The following is a 16,934-nucleotide window of genomic DNA, read 5'->3' on the forward strand; positions in this document are numbered from 1 at the left end:
TTCCTCGAGCACATGGCCCTCGGTCGACGTGCGAACCGAGCGGCCGGCCTTGTCTATCGGTGACATCCTCCTCGCCGTAAACGGCGAGGCTTCCCGTACCGCAGGTGGGATATTTGCCGGTCTACGATACGACCTGTTCTCTCGTTTTGAACGTCCCGCTCTCGCGGTCGAACAGGTGTACCGATGGCTGTGCCACACAGCCGTTACTCCTATCCTCACCGTGAGGACTCGGAGTTATCTTCTGGCGCATATTCTCCGCCCCGTTACAATCCGCATTGGCCACTAACTCACACGACGAGCAGACGTACAAGCCCCGCTCCACCCGGTTCGACTTCGTGACGTCACCACACGCCGAACACGTCTTCGACGTCACCCACTCGTTTTCTTTCAGTACCTCAACACCACGTATCTGGCCTTTGTACGCGAGATACTGGTAAATGCGGTCGAACGCCCACGAGTGCAATTTCTTGTTGCCGGTCTTTCCCCAGTCAGACTTACGCACGCCTTCAGGCCAACTCACTGCCAACGTTCCAACACCTCGTTCAACACATTCGGTGATGATGGTGTCAGTGAGTGCGTGGTAGAAGTGTGTCTCCCGTTCTGTGAGTTTTCGACGCGCCCACATCGACTTTTCCGAGGGGCCGTTCTCTCCCTCGGTGTCGTACTCGGCACGTGTAAAGTAGTGTTTGTCCTGTTTGAGTGAGTTACCGGGGTACAGGACGTACTCGTCTGGGAAAGCAATCGTGGCAATGTTCGTGATGCCGAGGTCGATACCTGCGACTCCGTCATCTGCCGAGTCACTAGTTTCGAGTGCGACTTTGCAGACGAAGTGCAGTTCCCACTCGTCGCCGTTCCAGACGGCGCGAACGTTCTGTACTCGGGTGACTTCTGAGAGGTCAACGTCTGGCCGGGTCTGGTACTCGCAAAGGATAAAGTCCGACCAGTGTTCTTTCAGATTCGAGCCTTTCGAGAGTCTGACTCGGTTGTTCTCGGAGTCGTGTTTGAAACCGTCTGCTTTGAACGTGACTGTACTGCGCGGACGTTCGTCACCGTGTTTGCGGTAGCCGGGCGGATTCGCCTCGTTGTCCTTCTGTCGCAAGTCAAACCACGACTGGAAAGCGTCGGAAAGTTCTTCGATGACTTTCTGACTGGATTGTGCGTTCAGGTCTTTCCAGCACGGTTGGTTCTTCATGTACGCTTTCAACGATCCTTCATCGGGGATTTCGCCGGTTTCATCCCAGATGCGATCGGCTGTCCAGCGTGCAACGTTCCAGAGTTTCGAGACGGAATCGCCGAGCGAATCGAGGTCATCGCAGACCTGTCGCTGGTTCTGGATGGAACCAACATAGGTACGAGTAACCTGAATCGCCACACATAGGCTATGTAAATAAATCAACTTAATGGTGTGGATTATCGTAGAATATCCAGTCTGCCACCGACGGTGGCTTGTATAATCCAGTGACGCGATTCACGCCCACCGTAAACGGTGGGATTCTCTCGCTGTTCAAAGATAGAAACGGCTCGTGGACTCGTAGCTTTCGGTGATCGTTCCTCAAAACTGAGGATCAGTGTCTGCTGATCGACCGGAGCGATCGGTTTGGTCCGTCACCGGTCGCTGTAAGCGACAGGCGCTGCCGGTCCGGCGAGACTTCCTTCGGTCGTCTCGCTGACTCCCAGGTTTGCCGCCTACGGCGACAGGCGCTGCCGGTCGCGTGGGAACACGGTCGGAGCAAAGCACCTCCCTGCTCCCGATCGACGAACAGCGACCGCGCCTACGGCGAGAGTCGCTGTCGGTCTCTCGGGAACAACACAGCCTCTCGGATGTTGTCCAGCCCGAGGATCGTCATGATCAGACGCTCGCCACCGAGGCCGAAGCCGGCGTGGGGCGGCATGCCGTATTTGAACATCTTCGTGTAGTACTCGAACTGGTCGGGATCGAGCCCCTGCTGTTCGAAGCCCTCGATAAGCTTCTCGTGGCGGTGTTCACGCTGGCCGCCCGAGACCAGTTCCATGCGCGGGTGCATCAGGTCGAAGCCCGTCGAGAGTTCGGGATCGTCGTCGTGGTCCTTGATGTAGAACGGCTTGATCTCGCTCGGCCAGTCCGTGATGAAGTAGTGGCCGCCGACATCGTCGCCGAGCGCCTTCTCGGCTTCCGTCGAGAGGTCGTCGCCCCAGACGAGTTGTTCGTCGAGTTCGCCCGTCGCGTTGATGCGCTCGATGGCGTCCTCGTAGCTGATGCGCGGGAACGATTCCTCGGGTGCGCTGAACTCGTCTTCGAGACCGAGCGCCTCGAGTTCGTCGGCGCAGTTCTCGGCGATGGCCTCGTAGGCCGCTTTGACGACGCCTTCGACGACGTCCATGGCGTCGTTCTGGTCGCAGAACGCGCCCTCGAAGTCGATCGAGGTCGCCTCGTTCAGGTGTCGGGGCGTGTTGTGTTCCTCGGCGCGGAAGATCGGGCCGATCTCGAAGACGCGTTCGACGTTTGAGCCAGCGATGAGCTGTTTGAACAGCTGTGGCGACTGGTTCATGAACGCCTCTTCGCCGAAGTAGGTGATCGGGAAGAGTTCCGTGCCGCCTTCTGTTCCGGTCGCGACGATCTTCGGCGTGGTGATCTCCGTACAGCGGAACTCGCGGAACTGGTCGCGGACCGCGCGCAGGATCTCCGAGCGGATCTCGAAGATGGCCTGGACCTCGTCCTTGCGCAGGTCGAGGGTGCGGTTGTCCAGTCGCGTCGAGAGGTCGGCGTCGACCTTCCCGGAGGGGTCGAGCGGCAGTTCGGGATCGGCGGGCGCGACGACCTCGACGGACTCGGGCGTGACCTCGACGCCCGTCGGCGCGCGCGGCTCCTCCTCGACAGCGCCGGAGACTTGGACGACGCTCTCGCGAGAGACGCCCAGACCGGTCTCGACCAAGTCCTCGTCCATCTCGTCTTTCTCGAACTTGATCTGGATCTTACCCGAGGTGTCTCGGAGAATCAGGAAGGCGATGCCACCGAGATCGCGGATCTCGTGGACCCAGCCGGCGACGGTGACGTCGTCGCCCGGCTCGGCGTCGGCAGTGTAGGTTCTGTCCTGCATACCACCCGATTCACGCAGGCGGAACTTAAGCACAGTCGTTCGGACTCGCGGCAGCCGGTGTCCGTGAGTGCGCGAACGACGCCGGCACGTTACCGCTCGTGGACAGTCATCGGAATCTCGTGTTTCGGCCGCGCAGTCACCGTCGCCATCAGGTCAAGGTCCGTCCCGGGAACGAGTTCGAGGTGGTAGTCGCGGTAGACCGTCGCGAGGATGAGCCGCGCCTCGAGCATCGCAAAGCGATCGCCGATACAGCGACGCGGACCCGCCGCAAACGGGAAGTACGCCAGTTTCGGGAGGTCGCTTTCGAGGTCGTCGGTCCACCGGTCCGGCCGGAACGCGAGCGGATCGTCGTACCACCGGGGATCGCGGTGGACGACCCACTGGTGCATCCGGACGGTCGATCCCGGTTCGATCTCGTAGCCGTCGATGATGTCAGGTTTGACCGGTTCGCGGACGATCCCCGGCACGGGTGGATAGAGTCGCATCGACTCCTTGACGACGCGTTCGGTGTAGGACAGGTCAGAAAGGTCGTCCATCGTCGGCGTCCGGTCGCCGAGGACATCCTCGAGTTCCGTGACGAGCCGTTGCTCGACCTGCGGGTTCCTCGAGAGGAGATACATCGTCAGCGTCAGCGACAGCGCCGTCGTCTCGTGGCCGGCAAGCAACAGCGTGACCACCTCGTCCCGGATCTGGTCGTCCGACATCCCGGTGTCGCGCTCGTCGGTCGCCTCGAGCAGTTTCGAGATGACGTCGTGATCCGTCGGATCAGTCCGCCGTTGCTCGATCAGCCGGTAGACGACCTCATCAAGGTCTGCCCGCGCGCGCTGGATTTGCCGTCTGGCCGGCGTCGGGACGTTCGGAGGGAGGACATAGTTCGAGAGGCTTTCGGAGGCCTCCATGAAGCGCTCGAGCGCCGAGCCGATGGTGTCGACGTGATCGTCGACGTCGACCCCGAACAGCGCCCGGGCGACGATCTTCAGCGTCACCTCCATCATGTCCTCGTGGACGAGTCGTGTCTGGCCGTCGTCCCACGACTCGAGGGCCTGCTCGGTGAACTCGGTCATCATCGTCGCGTACTCCTGAATCCGGTCGGGGTGGAACGCGGGCTGGATCAGGTGGCGGTTGCGCCGCCAGACCGCGCCCTCGCTGTTGAGGATGCCGTTACCAGTCAGTGGCCCGAGAACGTTCTGGAAGCGCTCGCCTTTGACGTAGTTCTCGTTGTTCTGGACGAGGACGTGCTCGATGTAGTCGGGGTGGTTCAGCTGGTAGACTCGGCCTTCAGGATCCTTCCAGGAGGCGATATCGCCGTACTCGCGGGCCGTTCGCGTCATGAAGCCGTACGGATCACGGAGGAACGCGACCTGATTGCCAAGCAGCGGGAGTCCGTCCGGACCCGGCGGATAGCGGTCAGCGGTCGCAGACGTGTCGTGGCGCATTCGTAGCCGGAGAAAGGATCCGCGGCCACCTTTCTGTATGGCCGAGCACGCTAGGTGTTTTTAAGTTGAGGGCCGATACGGACCGCTATGAGTTCGTTCGTCGCTCCGATCTCAAACGCGCCGACCGACGACGCTGGCGGTGATCGGCGATGAGATACGCCACAATGGTGCTGACGTGGGCCGACGGTCGACTCAACGCGATCGACGACCACTTTGGCCGCAGCGACGCGGTCGAAATCGAAACGATCCGCTACCTGAATCCGATCCACGAACAGCGGTACGTCGAGCTCCTCGAGCTTCGTGGCGATCTCGAGCAGGCCCGCGCGTTGCTCGCCGACAGTCCGGAGGCACTCGAGTACGACGTCGCCGGCACGGACGGCCGCGGCGTCGCCTACGTGCAGTGTCAAATCGTCGAGCCCGTCGACGACCTGCTATCGATCCTCCGCGAGCACGAAATCGTCCTCGACTGGCCGATGGCCTACGTCGACACCGACGCCGCTCGCGGACTCGAGGTGACGGCGCTCGGGACGAGCCGGGCGCTCCAGCGCGCTGCCGCGGCGCTTCCCGAGGGGATCGACGTCGACCTTCAGCGGTTGGGCGAGTACGACCCCAGCGGTGGCAGCTCCGCGCCGACGCTGACCGCCCGCCAGCAGGAACTGTTCGAGCTCGCGGTCAGCGAGGGGTACTACGAAGTACCACGCGAGACGACCCACCGGGAACTGGCCGCGAAACTCGATCTTGCGCCGGGAACCGTCAGCGAACACCTCCAGCGGATCGACGCGACGCTGGCAGCCAGGTACGCGTCGACGATGCGATAATCGAATGGCCGATTCGCCTCGCTTTTATCGATCGGCCGTCGCTCTCTCGATATGGACGACCTCGAGTCACTCGCCGACGACATCCGACGTGCAGACACCGTCGTTGCCCTGACTGGCGCGGGTATCTCGGCCCCGTCGGGTGTCCCAACCTTCCGCGGTGACGACGGCATCTGGGACCGATTCGACGAAGGACAGTTCGCCTACGGCCGGCTTCAGCGCGATCCCGCAGGGTTCTGGGACGATCGCGTCGCCCTCCAGCAGGAACTGTTCGGCGACGACCCCGAGCCGAACGCGGCCCACAATGCGCTGGCCGCGATGGGGCGTGCGGGTACCCTCGAGGCGATCTGTACCCAGAATACGGACGGGTTACACGGCGCGGCGGCTGATACAGTCGTCGCTGGCGCCGGAGACGACTCGGACGACGACACGACGATCCTCGAACTCCACGGCAACGCCCAACGAGTTCGCTGTCAAGACTGTGGGCACCGCCGGGACAGCGAGCCGATTATCGAGCGTGCAGCCGCCGGCGATTTGCCGCCGACCTGTGACTGTGGCGGCGTCTTCAAGCCCGATGTCGTCCTCTTTGGCGAACAGCTGCCGGGTGCGGCGATCCAGCGCGCGCGATCGCTCGCCCGCGAGAGCGACGTCTTCCTCGCGGTCGGCTCCTCGCTGAGCGTCCAGCCCGCCGCTTCGCTCCCGCGACTTGCCGCGGAAACCGGCGCGACGGTCGGGGTCGTCAACCTCGAGTCGACGCCGTGTGACAGCCTCGCCGACGTCGTCTATCGCGAGGACGTGACGACTGTCTTACCGCGGCTACGGGAACTCGTCACCGAGTAACGGGCAGCAGTAGCAGTTCGTCAACAGCGCTGTAGGCCACGTTGCCCTACTGTTGCGTCGATCAATTCTGTAAGAGCTCTAAATTCTGCACTGTTGGGAGATGCCAGTCGTACGTAACCGCAGCTAACCGAGTCACGACGGTCACGGCAGCACACACCACAGCAGCCGTCCCCCCGTTTGCTCCGACCGTTCCCACGATCCAGTATGCACTCCCACCGAGGACGGCACAACTGGCATAGAAATCTTCGAAGAGAATGAACGGGGAGCGGTCGAGAAGGATATCCGCGAACGCACCGCCACCGACGGCGTTGATCGTTGCGATCGTAACGACACCAAATACTGATACACCAGCCTCGGTTGCGACGATCGCACCAGCTGTTGTAAAGGCAGCGAGCCCGATCGCATCCGAGACAAGCGTGATAGGGTGCGTCTCTGGAGAGGAGAGAACGACGCTCAGTACGATCGCTAACCCGACTCCAAGCAGCCCCAGACTGATTTCGATCGGGGACTGCAGTGCTAATGGAACCCGTCTCACAAGAATATCGCGTGTTGCCCCACCGCCGAATGCCATTGCCAACCCAACGATCGTAATGCCGAGCAAGTCGAATTCCTCACGGATCGCCTTCGACGATCCGACGAGGGCGAACGCGATCAACCCGATCGTGTTCATCACCGCAAATGGATCGCCAAACAATACCTCAAGAAGCTCCTGACCCATTAGGCGCTCCTAAGAGAACGAGTCTCTTGAGTGCTCCGAGACGACCCGTCTTCAGCGCCACTACCCCCTCACGTGCAGTGACTGCACGACCTGTACTCATATTGCCGGACAAAACGATTCATACCTCGATCGCACCCAAGACGCTGTCGCCGACGGCGACAGCCGTCGAGACGCGATCGAGAATTCACTGACTGTTGTCCGGTAGTATCACTTGGTCGTGAAATCCACAACGGATCGGTATGTGGGAGGGAGAGTTGTCCTAATCGGGGAGACGAGGGACAGTCGCGTTTATACGTCGTTTGCCGCTTCGACCGTTTCCTGAACGGCTTCGATACCCTCGTCGTGTGCGAGGTCACCGACGACGATGACATCGGCGTACTGGGCCATCGAATATGCGGAGTCGTAGTCGTGGATGCCACCGCCGTAGAACAACGTCGAATCGTCGGTGGCCTCGGCAGCGGCGTCGACGACGCCTTCGTCGCCGAGCATGCCTGAATACTCGAGATAGACGATCTCCTGGCCGAACATCCGCTCGGCGACCGTTGCGTAGGCGGCGACGTCGTCGGCGCCGAGGTCGCAGTTTGCCTCCGTCAGCGTCGCCACGTCGGCCTCGGGGTTCATGACGATGTAGGCCTCCGTCGTCGTCCGCTCCCAGTCGAGGTCGTCGTCGAGTCGGACCCACTCCTTGTGGGCCTCGGTGATCCAGAACGGCGAGCCGGCGTTGAACACCGTCGGAATAAGATAGCCGTCGAGCGCGTCGTCCTCGAGGACGACCTGCGGGTTCGAGGGCTCCTGATAGAGCGGGACGTCGTGTTCAGCACAGGCGTCGATGACGGCACTCATGTTCTCCTCGGTGATGCCCATCGTCCCGCCGACTTCGATCGCGTCAGTACCGGTCGCACAGAGATCGCCGTAGGTCACTCCCTCGGGTAACTCCTTGTCCGGATCGATCTTGAGAACGTGATTCCAGTCGTCCCAGGGGGTAGTCATACCGCGTCGTTGCCAGACAACCAGCAAAAGCGCTACGGAACGCCCCCGTCTCGAGCGTCCGCGTGTCACCCGACGAGACTGCCGCGATCAGTCCTGCACTCGAGCCCTAGCGGGCCGCTCGCCGCGCGCGAGCGGCATCGCGGTGGTCGCCCCGAGTCACAACTGCTCGGCACTGACAGCCTGTAGCGAGCTGTCGTTTTCGACCTCCCAGATCCGCAGCACGAGGTGGGCCTTGCAGTAATATTCGGCGGTCTCCAGACCGGTTTGCCCGTTCTTGAGAACGAGCTGGCACATGTCCCCGTTCGAACACTCTGGTGAATGTTCACACATTGGTACTCGTTTCGTCTACTCGTCTCGCAGTCAAGACACTGTCGGTGGTCGCCACCGATCCAGAACGGGGATCTGACCGGCTGCTATCGGTTTTGAGCGGATTTCGGAGTCGATATCACCGAGTACTAGGTACTCGTCCAGGAGCCGGTCAGATTCCCTGCCCCATCAGATGGCTGCGCAACACGTCGGCTTCCTTGTTCCCCGCCCCGGTGTTGACGATGACGATCGTTTCGTCGCCGTCGAACGCACCGCGCTCTGCGAGTTCCCACGCACCGCTTGCGGCCGCCGCGGCACTCGGCGTCGGCTCGAGCCCGGTCGCCTGCGCGACGCGCACGGCGGCCTCGAGGATATCCGGATCGTCGGTCGCGACCGCACCGCCGTCGGTCTCGCGGATCGCCTCGAGCACGCGCGGGCTCGCGGCGGGATCGGGAATCTCGAGTTCACCGCAGATCGTGTCCGGGTGTTCGACCGGCTCGTGGGCGTCGCGGTCGTCGTCGAACGCCTCGACGATCGGCGCACAGCCCGATGCCTGCGCGGCATACAGTGCGGGCATCTCGTCGATCAGCCCGAGGTCACGATACTCGGCTGCGCCTTTGGCCGCGCCGACGAGGCCGACGCCCTCCCCAGTAGGGAAACAGATCGCGTCGGGGACCTCCCACTCGAGTTGTTCGATGACCTCGTAGAACAGCGTCTTCGCGCCCTCGTGGCGATATGGGGTCTCGAACGGTCGCAGGGAGTACCAGTCGTCGTGTTCGCCCAGTCCCTCCTCGAAGGCCCCGACGGCGTCGTCGAAGCGACCGCCGACGACGTTCATGTCGCCGCCGTGGACGTTGACCATCGCCTTGTTCGTAAAGCCCGAGCGCGAGGGAAGATACGCGTGCGCCTCGAGTCCCGCGCGAGCCGCGTAGGCTGCGACGGCCTGCCCGCCGCTGCCCGTCGAGGGCAACGCGACGTCGGTCGCGCCGTGGTGGGCAGCCGCCGTGACGGCGACCGACGCACCACGATCCGTACTCGAGCCCGTCGGGTTCCGCCCGTCGTCCTTGATGAGTACGTGTCCGACGCCGAGTTCGTCGGCAAGATCGGGACAGTCGACCAGCGCGGTCGCACCCTCCGCGGTCGTCACCGCCGACTCGCGGGAAAACGGGAGCAACTCCGCGTAGCGCCACTGCCCGTCGAACGGCCGGGCGGCAAGCGTCTCGCGGTCGAGGTCGATCGCGTCGTACTCGTAGGTCGGGTCGAGCGTGCCGCCACAGTCCGGACAGCGGTGAGACTCCGCGACGGCGTCGACGGTGGCCCCGCAGTCGACACACTCGAGCCCAGTAAAGGCGTCTGTCGTCTCCATACGGGAGTGTTAGCGGCTCCGAACTAAGGGCTGTCCATCGGCGGCCCTCCGGAACACCGAACCGGTCGAGGCACGACCGTGGCTGTGATACGGTCTGCGAATACCGACAGCTACGCTATCGAGTGTGCGATCAGCGGAATCGAAAGAGAGACCCGAAAGATCAGTTGTCGCCGGCTTTCGACTGCCACTCGTAGTCGCGGCGTTTGGCCGATTTGCCGAAGCCGCACGACGAGCAGACCTTCTTCTTCGTGTGGTAGGACTTCTCTCCGCAGCGACGACACTTGGTGTGGGTCGTCTTGTTCTTCTTTCCTTGGCTCGGGGTTCCTGCACCAGTCATGGAGTGATCGAGACGACGTTGTCGCCGCGTATAATGGTTGTGTCTTCGACCGGGGCATCCTCTTCGACGCTTCCCTCGACGGGAATCGTTACGTCTTCGAGCACCAGATTCATGTGCTGATCGTAGCCGGCGAGTTCGCCGACGTGTTCGTCGCCACTCTTGAGTCGTACCGTGACGCGGTCACCGAGCGACGCCTCGAGAACGTCCAGCGGTCGTCCACTCATACGCAACACCGCAGGAGATGGCCACTTAATCGTACCGGTCCGGAGTCCAGTCCAGCCATATTTCATCCACGAGTCAACCGGTTGGACCTAACCAAACGGCTAAGTGTCCGCTCGTGGACCGGCTACGCATGGGCGACAAGAAGTTCACTCTCATCGAATTGCACTTCGACGGCGATACACAGTTCGGGCCGGGAACGATCGGCGAGACGCTCCCGATCGGCAGCACGGAATCGACAGCGGAGACGGAACCCGAGACAGAGTCTGACGAGGCTGTGGCTGCAGACGAGGAGTCCGGTGGCAAAGGCAAAAGCGCCGTCGGCGCGCTAGTCGCCCTCGCCGTCCTCGTCGGAATCGCCGTCGCCGCCAAGAAGTTCCGTGGCGGCGACGAGGAATCGGACCTCGAGCCCGAAGAGGAACCCGACGTCATCGTCACGTAATTGCCGGCCGGCGGTCGGCAGTGCCTGAGCGATAATACCAGCTCGTAGCACACGACTGATACTACTGGACAGCAGTCAATACGAAGCCGGCCGCATGCATGCGACCGGCGTCACGTCGTTCTGTCCGGCAGTATGAGCCGAACGCTTTTGCGCTTCCTTCCCCTATCCGTATCCGTGAATCTCTATCGTAGCGCCCGGGCCGTCGCCGGGGCGTCCGGTTCCGATGCGATCGACTGGCGATCGGCCGCCGACGCCGCCAAGGCGGCGACCGATCCCGGCACGCTCGAGCTCGAGGCCGGCGAGCGCGAGGGCTACGCCCGCGACGTTCGGGACGCGCGAGCGGCCGTGCGGGCGGTCTCCGGTGCCGACTTCGACGTGCCCGAGACGATCGAAATCCAGAACCGCCACCACTGGATCGACGCCAACGTCGCCACCTTCGAACGGGTCATGGGTGCCCTCGAGACCCACACCGGCGCGTTCCCCGGCGTCGCCCGAACGATCAACACGGGGACAATGACCGTTCTCCTTTCCTTCCTCGGACGGAACGTCCTGGGACAGTACGACCCACTCCTGCTGGCCGACATGCCCGATGAGGACCACGCGCTGTATTTCGTCCGGCCGAACATCCTCAACGCAGCCGACACGCTCGGCGTCGACGCCGATCGCTTCCGCCGCTGGATCGCCTTCCACGAAGTGACCCACGCCGCCGAATTCGGGGCCGCACCGTGGCTGTCGGACCACCTCGAGGCCCGCATGGAAGAGGGCATCGCCACCCTCTCGGAGGGCTCGTTCGACCGCGAGGCGTTCCGCGACCTCGACGCCGCGATGACTGTCGTCGAGGGCTATGCCGAACTTCTGATGGACCACGCCTTCGACGAGGAGTACGAGGACCTGCGACGCAAACTCGACGAGCGCCGGCAGGGCCGGGGTCCCCTCCAGCGGCTGTTCCGTCGCCTGCTCGGTCTCGGACTCAAGCAGCGCCAGTACGAGCGCGGGAAGAACTTCTTCGAACACGTCGTCGCCGTCCGCGACCTCGAGACGGCGGGGCTCGTCTGGGAACAACCGGAGAACCTGCCGACCCACGACGAACTCGACGCGCCGGACCTGTGGATTCGACGCATCGATCGCTGATCGGGCGCTCGAAGTCGATTCTGCGACCCCTAGTCGGTCAGGATCCAGACAAGGTACCACAACAACGCGCCACCGGCGACGATACCGCCGAGCATCGCGCCGCCGATCATGACCAGCGAGGCATCACTCTGGACGGCGATCAGGCCGCCTGAAAGCCCGACCAGCAATACGAACACGATTTTGAGCTGATCGGCCGCGTTCGGCTGCGTCCTCGAGCGTGAGGGGTCGCGACCCCGGCTCATAGGTCGTGTGGCGCGCTGACGTGCATCATGGCAAATCTCCAGTCGCGCGCACCGTCGCCGGCCGGTGGCTGGTTTACGAGCGTGGCGCTCCAGCGGCTATCGAAGCGGTGTCGATCGCCGCTTGTCGTATCCGTCCAGGCCATCGTGACGTCGTCGGCCATCGTCGCGAAGTCATCGCGTTCGTCGACGACGAGATGCCGGCTGCTGACCGTCCAGTTGTCGGTCGTTTCGGTCTGTTCTGCAAGCGCCCTCGCGATCTCGTCGCTCCCGAACAGGGACTCGCTGATGCCGAATTTGACGGTCGACACGTCGTCTCGGAAAAACGGAACGAGGGGGTCGCCGTTGCGGAGTGCGTCGTAGTAGTCGTGGACGACGGCCTCGGCGCTCGGTGACATAGCTCTCTGCTCGAGGCCCGCTCCCAAAGAGCCACCGGACGCGAACGCAGGCCCGGCCTTGCCGGCGGTCTCACATGAAGCCCCGATCGACTTCGTCGGTCTCGATCAACTCGTCGAGTTCGCTGTTCAACAGCTCGTCGGCCTCCTCGAAGCGCTCGGCGAGGCCCTCGAGTTCGTCGGGGCGGTCGTACTGGTCGTACGCCATCGGGCCGAAGGCGGGGCTCTCGATGGCCTCCATCACGTCGTCGAACAGATCCTGCGGGCGGGTCGGCGCGTCCGCATGCGTCTCGAGGACGGTCTCGAGGCGCTTGCCGACGGTCTCGGCCTGATCTTCGTCCTCGGGCGGGGATTGGACCGCGAAGCGACCGCCTGCGTCGCGTTCGGGCATGAACGAGCCGATTTCGTCGTCGAGGTTGCGGGCGACCCGCGTCCCGACGCCGCGCACCTCGAAGGGGTTTTTCGCGTACGTTTTCAGGAAGAAGACGCCGGCCCGAGGATGCGCGAGGTACATGTCTTCGCCGACGCCACCGGCGCGGTCACCGGCGACGGCGCGCCAGTCCTCCGAATCGACGTCTCGCTCCGTGACGTCCTCGAGTATGTCCTGCCACTCGCGTATCCGCATACGCGCCGGTTGGATCGCCGGCAGAAAGAACGTATCGATGACCGCGACAGACGCCCCGAAACGACTGTTACGCGAGACAATGACCGATTCGAGCCACGCAACGCGTGGATGTGAGACGGAACCAAAAGGGATACGACGACCCCCATCACAGGGAACGTAACCGACGCTTTCCCCATGTCCGGCCGTCACTCACTCTCGTTCGTCGAACTGTTTCGTGCCACGCCAGCGAAAAGTTCACTGCTGACGCTTGCCCCGCTCGTACTGGCGCTTGGACAGCTCGGCAATAGCTACGTCAACGGCGTTTCGCCGGCCGTCTCGATCGGCTTTGCCGCCGTTATGCTGGTGTTTTCCGCCGTCGCGATGAGCCACCACGCTGCTGAACACCGCATCCGTCGCCTCGAGTCCGACTACGGTCCGAGGCGGATCTAGGCACCTGTCTCGGGTTCGGTCGCGACCGTCCGTGCGTCGCGGGCCTCGTAGGCGTTGTATCCCGCAAGTCCGGCGACCAACAGCCCGGATGCGACCGTGTTCCAGAACACGCTGCCGGTCATCTCGAGCAATGCTGCCGAGACGATGAGCCAGATGCCGAGGATGGCGACCAGCGACGCGATGGCGGTGCTAAGCGGAATGTCGTTTGCCAGGCGATAATAGTTGTAGCCCGCCGCGGCGCCGACGACGAGACCGACCAGCACGTTGTTCCAGAGCGGCGCTGCCCCGGTCTCGAGGACGAGCGTCGACAGCGCGACCCACACACCGAGGGTGGCAACGAGCAGGCTGATGACCGAGATCTTGCGCCGGCGCTCCTCGTCTGAGACCTGAGTCGACTCGTCACGTGGGTCGCGGCCAGTATCCGCTCGATCACCGAAACCGGTGCCCGAATCGATATTGGCCGCTGCCGTTTCGGTGCGGTTGGATGGCCCGCCGTCGGTGTCGTCCTCGAGCCGGCTGTCCGACCGACGGTCGTCGCTGTTTGGGTCGCTCATAGCAGGCGGCGGTTGGTGCTCGCCCGCAAAAGCGTCCGCGTCCGTTCTTCCGATCACGAGGTGATTGATATCGGAGACGGTTCCGGGTCCCATTGAAACCAACAGTAAGAACGTTTTATTGACGGTCGAACGCGACTATCAGCTACCGAAACGCGGCCGGTGGACAGCGGCCGAGCGACCGATAGCGTTTTTGATCGCTCGGCCGTGACAGAACGGTGTGTACGTACGCGGAACCGTCGCTGACGAGGTCGACGTACGGTCGGTGTCGACGAGCTACGGCGAGAGCGAACTCGCCGAGGTGCCGCTTCGACTGGCCGACGACGAGATCGAACCGTCCGGCGACGCCACACCGACACTCGGCGACGGCGGGACGGCGACCGTCGCGGAGAGCCACGAGACCACGACGGTGACGCTCTGGAACAAGTGGACCGAGTCGGCCGAATTGCTCGAGCCGGGGATGGAACTGCTCGTGACGAACGCGAAAGAAGATGAATATCAGGGAGAGACGCAGTACGCGACGACGGGCGACTCCTACGTCGTCGTCGAACCCTCCTTTCTGGTCAGTGTGACGTCGATCCGCAACTGGGTCGAGTGTCCCCGGCTGTACTACTTGAACAAGCTCTCGGGCGTCCCATTGAACTACCCCGTTGTCAAGGGGACGCTCGTCCACGAGGTCTTCGGCGACCTCTTGCGGGGCCGCGACCTCGAGGAGTCGATCGAGGCCCGCGTCGAGGAACGGGGCCTGCAACTTGGCTTGCTGGGTGAGACGTCCGAGGCCGTCGCTGAGGACGTCCGTGAGAACGCCAAAGCAATCGAGGGCTGGCTCGAGCAGGGTCGGCTGACGGAGGAAGACAGTTGGCGCTCGGAACAACTGCTCATCAGCGAAACCTTCGGCATCCGCGGGCGGGCTGACGCCGTCCGGCGGGGCGCGCCGGTCGAACTCAAGACGGGGAAAAATCTGAAGAAGGAACCGCGGTTCAAAGACAAAGTCCAGGCCGCCTGTTACGCGCTGTTGCTCAAGGAGCACGGCGGCGACGTCGACACCGGAACCTTACTCTATACGAAGAACTCGGCGCTCGATCGCAACGAGGAAACCGGCGATCTCACCCCTGCAAAGGACTTCTCGATGGGCGACGGGCTCCTGAAGTACGTCGTCCGGTTGCGCAACGAGATTGCAGCGATGGAAGTCAGCAATGGGGTGCCGACCGGCTACGAGGCCGACGCGAAGTGTGAATACTGTTTCGAGCAGGACACCTGCATGGTCGTCTCCGGCCGCCTCGATCAGGAATCCAAGGCCGGCCAGATCGGGCAGCCATTGCCCGAGGCGGAACGCGAATACTTCGAGCGCTTCTATCGAGCGATCGAGGAGGAGCGGCGCGAGGTCCACCGCGAGTACGCCAAACTCTGGGAACAGAGCGCCGAGGAACGGGCCGACGACGACCGCGCGCTGATCGATCTCGAGTTCGTCGAGAAACGGCCGCTCGAAGGCGGCCGCTGGGAACTCAGAGCGCGCCGCGAGGGTGGTGCAACGTCGAAGCTCCGCGAGGGCGACCTCGTCCTCGCGAGCGACGGGCACCCGGTTCGGGGCGATTCCGAGTTAGCGCGGATCGAACGACTCGACGACGAGGTCGTGCTTACAGCGGACGAGCCAGTCGAAGTCACGCGGCTCGACGTCTATCCCTCCGAACTTACGACTGATCGGCTGCTCGTCGCGATGCACGACGCACTGCTGAAAGGCGAGGCACGACGCAAGGATGTCCTGTTCGGGCGTGCGGAACCTGAGTTCGAAAACGTCGACGAGACGTTCATCAACAACAACGAGCGCCAGAATGAGGCCGTGACGAAAGCCGTCGGCGCACGAGACTGTGCGCTAATCCATGGCCCGCCGGGCACCGGCAAGACCTACACCATCGCTCAGGCCATCCGCGCGATGGTCGAGCGCGGCGATCGCGTCCTGCTGTCGGCCTTTACGAATCGTGCCGTCGACAACGCACTCGAGGCCACCCTCGAGCAATTGACCGACGTGATCGACGATGACAGGGTCGTCCGCGTCGGCTCCGAAAGCGGCGTCCGCGAGGACATGGAGCCGTACCGGCTCGAGCGGGCGGGCGATCCCGACGATCGCGTCGCGAAACTGCAGAACGCACAGGTCGTGGCGGCGACGACCGCGACCTGTGGTTCACGGGTCATGAAAGAGCAGGCCTTCGACGTGGCGCTGGTCGACGAGGCCGCCCAACTCACCGAGCCCGGGACCTGTGCGGCGATCAATCTGGCCGACCGATTCGTTTTGGTGGGCGATCACGAGCAGCTCCCGCCCGTCGTGCGCGCCGAGAACGATCTCTCCGAGTCGCTGTTCGAGCGACTCGTCGACCTGTATCCCGACGCCGGTGTCATGCTCGACCGCCAGTACCGGATGAATCAGCGCATTCAGGCCTTCGCCTCCACGGAGTTCTACGACGGCCAGCTCCGGCCCGCGACACCGTCGGTCGCGGGGCGGACGCTCGACGATCTCGAGGGCGTCTCCCGCGGCGCGCTACCGCCGGAGTTGCAGGATCCAGTTTCGTTCGTCGACGTGGCAGGCGACCGGAGTCAGTACACCGACAGCGAGGAAGCCGCACGGATCGCCGACCTGATCGAATCGTACGAGGCCGCCGGCCTCGAGCGCTCCGAGATCGGCGTCATCGCACCTTTCCGCGCACAGGTCTCGGAGATTTCGAAGCACGTCCCCGACGATGTCGCCGTCGACACTGTCGACCGCTTCCAGGGCTCGAGCCAGGAAGTCATCATCGTCTCCTTTACCGCGACCGAGACGCTCGAGGGGCCGATCTTCGAGGACTACCGCCGAATCAACGTTGCGTTGACCCGGCCCAAGCGCGCGCTCGTGTTGGTCGGCGACGCGCAAGCACTTGCGTCCGATCCGGTCTACGAGCGACTGCTCGAGTGGGCACGCCGGTAACCTGCCTGGACGGCGTGAACCTCCGACATTTATCTTCCGCTGAGCGTAACGACCGATGA

Annotated in this window: 19 protein-coding genes; 6 read left to right on the plus strand and 13 right to left on the minus strand. The window is 63.3% G+C overall.

Annotation, left to right across the window (positions count from 1 at the left end; translation table 11 throughout):
• Positions 1 to 121: 121 nt before the first annotated feature.
• The 3 genes from E2L06_RS12375 to E2L06_RS12385 all read right to left on the minus strand — a co-directional run bounded on the left by E2L06_RS12375 (position 122) and on the right by E2L06_RS12385 (position 4,513).
• Positions 122 to 1,372 (minus strand): RNA-guided endonuclease TnpB family protein, encoded by a 1,251-nt coding sequence (locus tag E2L06_RS12375; protein WP_138781862.1) that lies wholly within the window; start codon positions 1,370 to 1,372, stop codon positions 122 to 124.
• Positions 1,373 to 1,772: 400 nt separating this feature from the next.
• Entirely contained in the window at positions 1,773 to 3,077 is a 1,305-nt protein-coding gene (gene aspS / locus E2L06_RS12380; RefSeq protein WP_138781865.1) for an aspartate--tRNA(Asn) ligase, read from the minus strand.
• Positions 3,078 to 3,166: 89 nt separating this feature from the next.
• Positions 3,167 to 4,513, minus strand: a complete 1,347-nt coding sequence (locus tag E2L06_RS12385) for a cytochrome P450 (RefSeq protein WP_138781867.1) — start codon at positions 4,511 to 4,513, stop codon at positions 3,167 to 3,169.
• 149 nt (positions 4,514 to 4,662) lie between these two features.
• On the opposite strand from E2L06_RS12385, the gene E2L06_RS12390 reads away from it, so the two are divergent.
• On the plus strand, positions 4,663 to 5,331 hold the full coding sequence (locus tag E2L06_RS12390) for a helix-turn-helix domain-containing protein (RefSeq protein WP_138781869.1): 669 nt from the start codon (positions 4,663 to 4,665) through the stop codon (positions 5,329 to 5,331).
• A gap of 51 nt (positions 5,332 to 5,382) precedes the next feature.
• Positions 5,383 to 6,168, plus strand: coding sequence for a Sir2 family NAD-dependent protein deacetylase (locus E2L06_RS12395; protein ID WP_138781871.1), 786 nt, complete (start codon positions 5,383 to 5,385; stop codon positions 6,166 to 6,168).
• Positions 6,169 to 6,229: 61 nt separating this feature from the next.
• Here the strand turns inward: E2L06_RS12395 and E2L06_RS12400 are convergent, their stop codons facing one another.
• From E2L06_RS12400 to E2L06_RS12420, 6 genes are all read right to left on the minus strand, one after another.
• Positions 6,230 to 6,886 (minus strand): trimeric intracellular cation channel family protein, encoded by a 657-nt coding sequence (locus E2L06_RS12400; RefSeq protein WP_138781873.1) that lies wholly within the window; start codon positions 6,884 to 6,886, stop codon positions 6,230 to 6,232.
• Between the two features lie 288 nt (positions 6,887 to 7,174).
• Entirely contained in the window at positions 7,175 to 7,876 is a 702-nt protein-coding gene (locus tag E2L06_RS12405) for a phosphoglycerol geranylgeranyltransferase (protein WP_138781875.1), read from the minus strand.
• 156 nt (positions 7,877 to 8,032) lie between these two features.
• Positions 8,033 to 8,206, minus strand: a complete 174-nt coding sequence (locus tag E2L06_RS21925; protein WP_171052362.1) for a hypothetical protein — start codon at positions 8,204 to 8,206, stop codon at positions 8,033 to 8,035.
• Positions 8,207 to 8,354: 148 nt separating this feature from the next.
• A complete protein-coding gene (locus tag E2L06_RS12410) occupies positions 8,355 to 9,548 on the minus strand; it encodes a threonine synthase (protein ID WP_138781877.1) in 1,194 nt (397 codons plus the stop codon).
• A gap of 160 nt (positions 9,549 to 9,708) precedes the next feature.
• Positions 9,709 to 9,885, minus strand: a complete 177-nt coding sequence (locus E2L06_RS12415) for a 50S ribosomal protein L37e (RefSeq protein WP_138781879.1) — start codon at positions 9,883 to 9,885, stop codon at positions 9,709 to 9,711.
• On the minus strand, positions 9,882 to 10,109 hold the full coding sequence (locus tag E2L06_RS12420; RefSeq protein WP_008011591.1) for an LSM domain-containing protein: 228 nt from the start codon (positions 10,107 to 10,109) through the stop codon (positions 9,882 to 9,884). The genes E2L06_RS12415 and E2L06_RS12420 overlap by 4 nt, the downstream gene beginning before the upstream one ends.
• A 128-nt stretch (positions 10,110 to 10,237) precedes the next feature.
• On the opposite strand from E2L06_RS12420, the gene E2L06_RS12425 reads away from it, so the two are divergent.
• On the plus strand, positions 10,238 to 10,546 hold the full coding sequence (locus E2L06_RS12425; protein WP_138781880.1) for a hypothetical protein: 309 nt from the start codon (positions 10,238 to 10,240) through the stop codon (positions 10,544 to 10,546).
• Between the two features lie 174 nt (positions 10,547 to 10,720).
• On the plus strand, positions 10,721 to 11,677 hold the full coding sequence (locus E2L06_RS12430) for a zinc-dependent metalloprotease (protein ID WP_138781882.1): 957 nt from the start codon (positions 10,721 to 10,723) through the stop codon (positions 11,675 to 11,677).
• Between the two features lie 29 nt (positions 11,678 to 11,706).
• On the opposite strand, the gene E2L06_RS12435 is transcribed toward E2L06_RS12430, so the two are convergent.
• From E2L06_RS12435 to E2L06_RS12445, 3 genes are all read right to left on the minus strand, one after another.
• Positions 11,707 to 11,919 carry a hypothetical protein gene (locus E2L06_RS12435; protein WP_138781885.1) on the minus strand — a complete coding sequence of 71 codons (213 nt, stop codon included), beginning with the start codon at positions 11,917 to 11,919 and terminating at the stop codon, positions 11,707 to 11,709.
• Positions 11,916 to 12,314 (minus strand): nuclear transport factor 2 family protein, encoded by a 399-nt coding sequence (locus E2L06_RS12440; protein WP_138781887.1) that lies wholly within the window; start codon positions 12,312 to 12,314, stop codon positions 11,916 to 11,918. Before E2L06_RS12440 ends, E2L06_RS12435 begins: the two co-directional genes overlap by 4 nt.
• Before the next feature lie 70 nt (positions 12,315 to 12,384).
• Entirely contained in the window at positions 12,385 to 12,936 is a 552-nt protein-coding gene (locus E2L06_RS12445) for a hypothetical protein (RefSeq protein WP_138781889.1), read from the minus strand.
• A 174-nt stretch (positions 12,937 to 13,110) separates the two neighbouring features.
• Between E2L06_RS12445 and E2L06_RS12450 the strand changes: the two genes are divergently transcribed.
• Positions 13,111 to 13,365, plus strand: coding sequence for a hypothetical protein (locus E2L06_RS12450; RefSeq protein WP_138781891.1), 255 nt, complete (start codon positions 13,111 to 13,113; stop codon positions 13,363 to 13,365).
• On the opposite strand, the gene E2L06_RS12455 is transcribed toward E2L06_RS12450, so the two are convergent.
• On the minus strand, positions 13,362 to 13,919 hold the full coding sequence (locus E2L06_RS12455) for a hypothetical protein (protein WP_138781893.1): 558 nt from the start codon (positions 13,917 to 13,919) through the stop codon (positions 13,362 to 13,364). The genes E2L06_RS12450 and E2L06_RS12455 overlap by 4 nt on opposite strands.
• A gap of 217 nt (positions 13,920 to 14,136) precedes the next feature.
• Between E2L06_RS12455 and E2L06_RS12460 the strand changes: the two genes are divergently transcribed.
• Positions 14,137 to 16,875, plus strand: coding sequence for an AAA domain-containing protein (locus E2L06_RS12460; RefSeq protein ID WP_138781895.1), 2,739 nt, complete (start codon positions 14,137 to 14,139; stop codon positions 16,873 to 16,875).
• Positions 16,876 to 16,934 lie beyond the last annotated feature (59 nt).

This window comes from Haloterrigena sp. H1 (genome assembly GCF_005938085.1).
GTDB lineage: Archaea > Halobacteriota > Halobacteria > Halobacteriales > Natrialbaceae > Natrinema.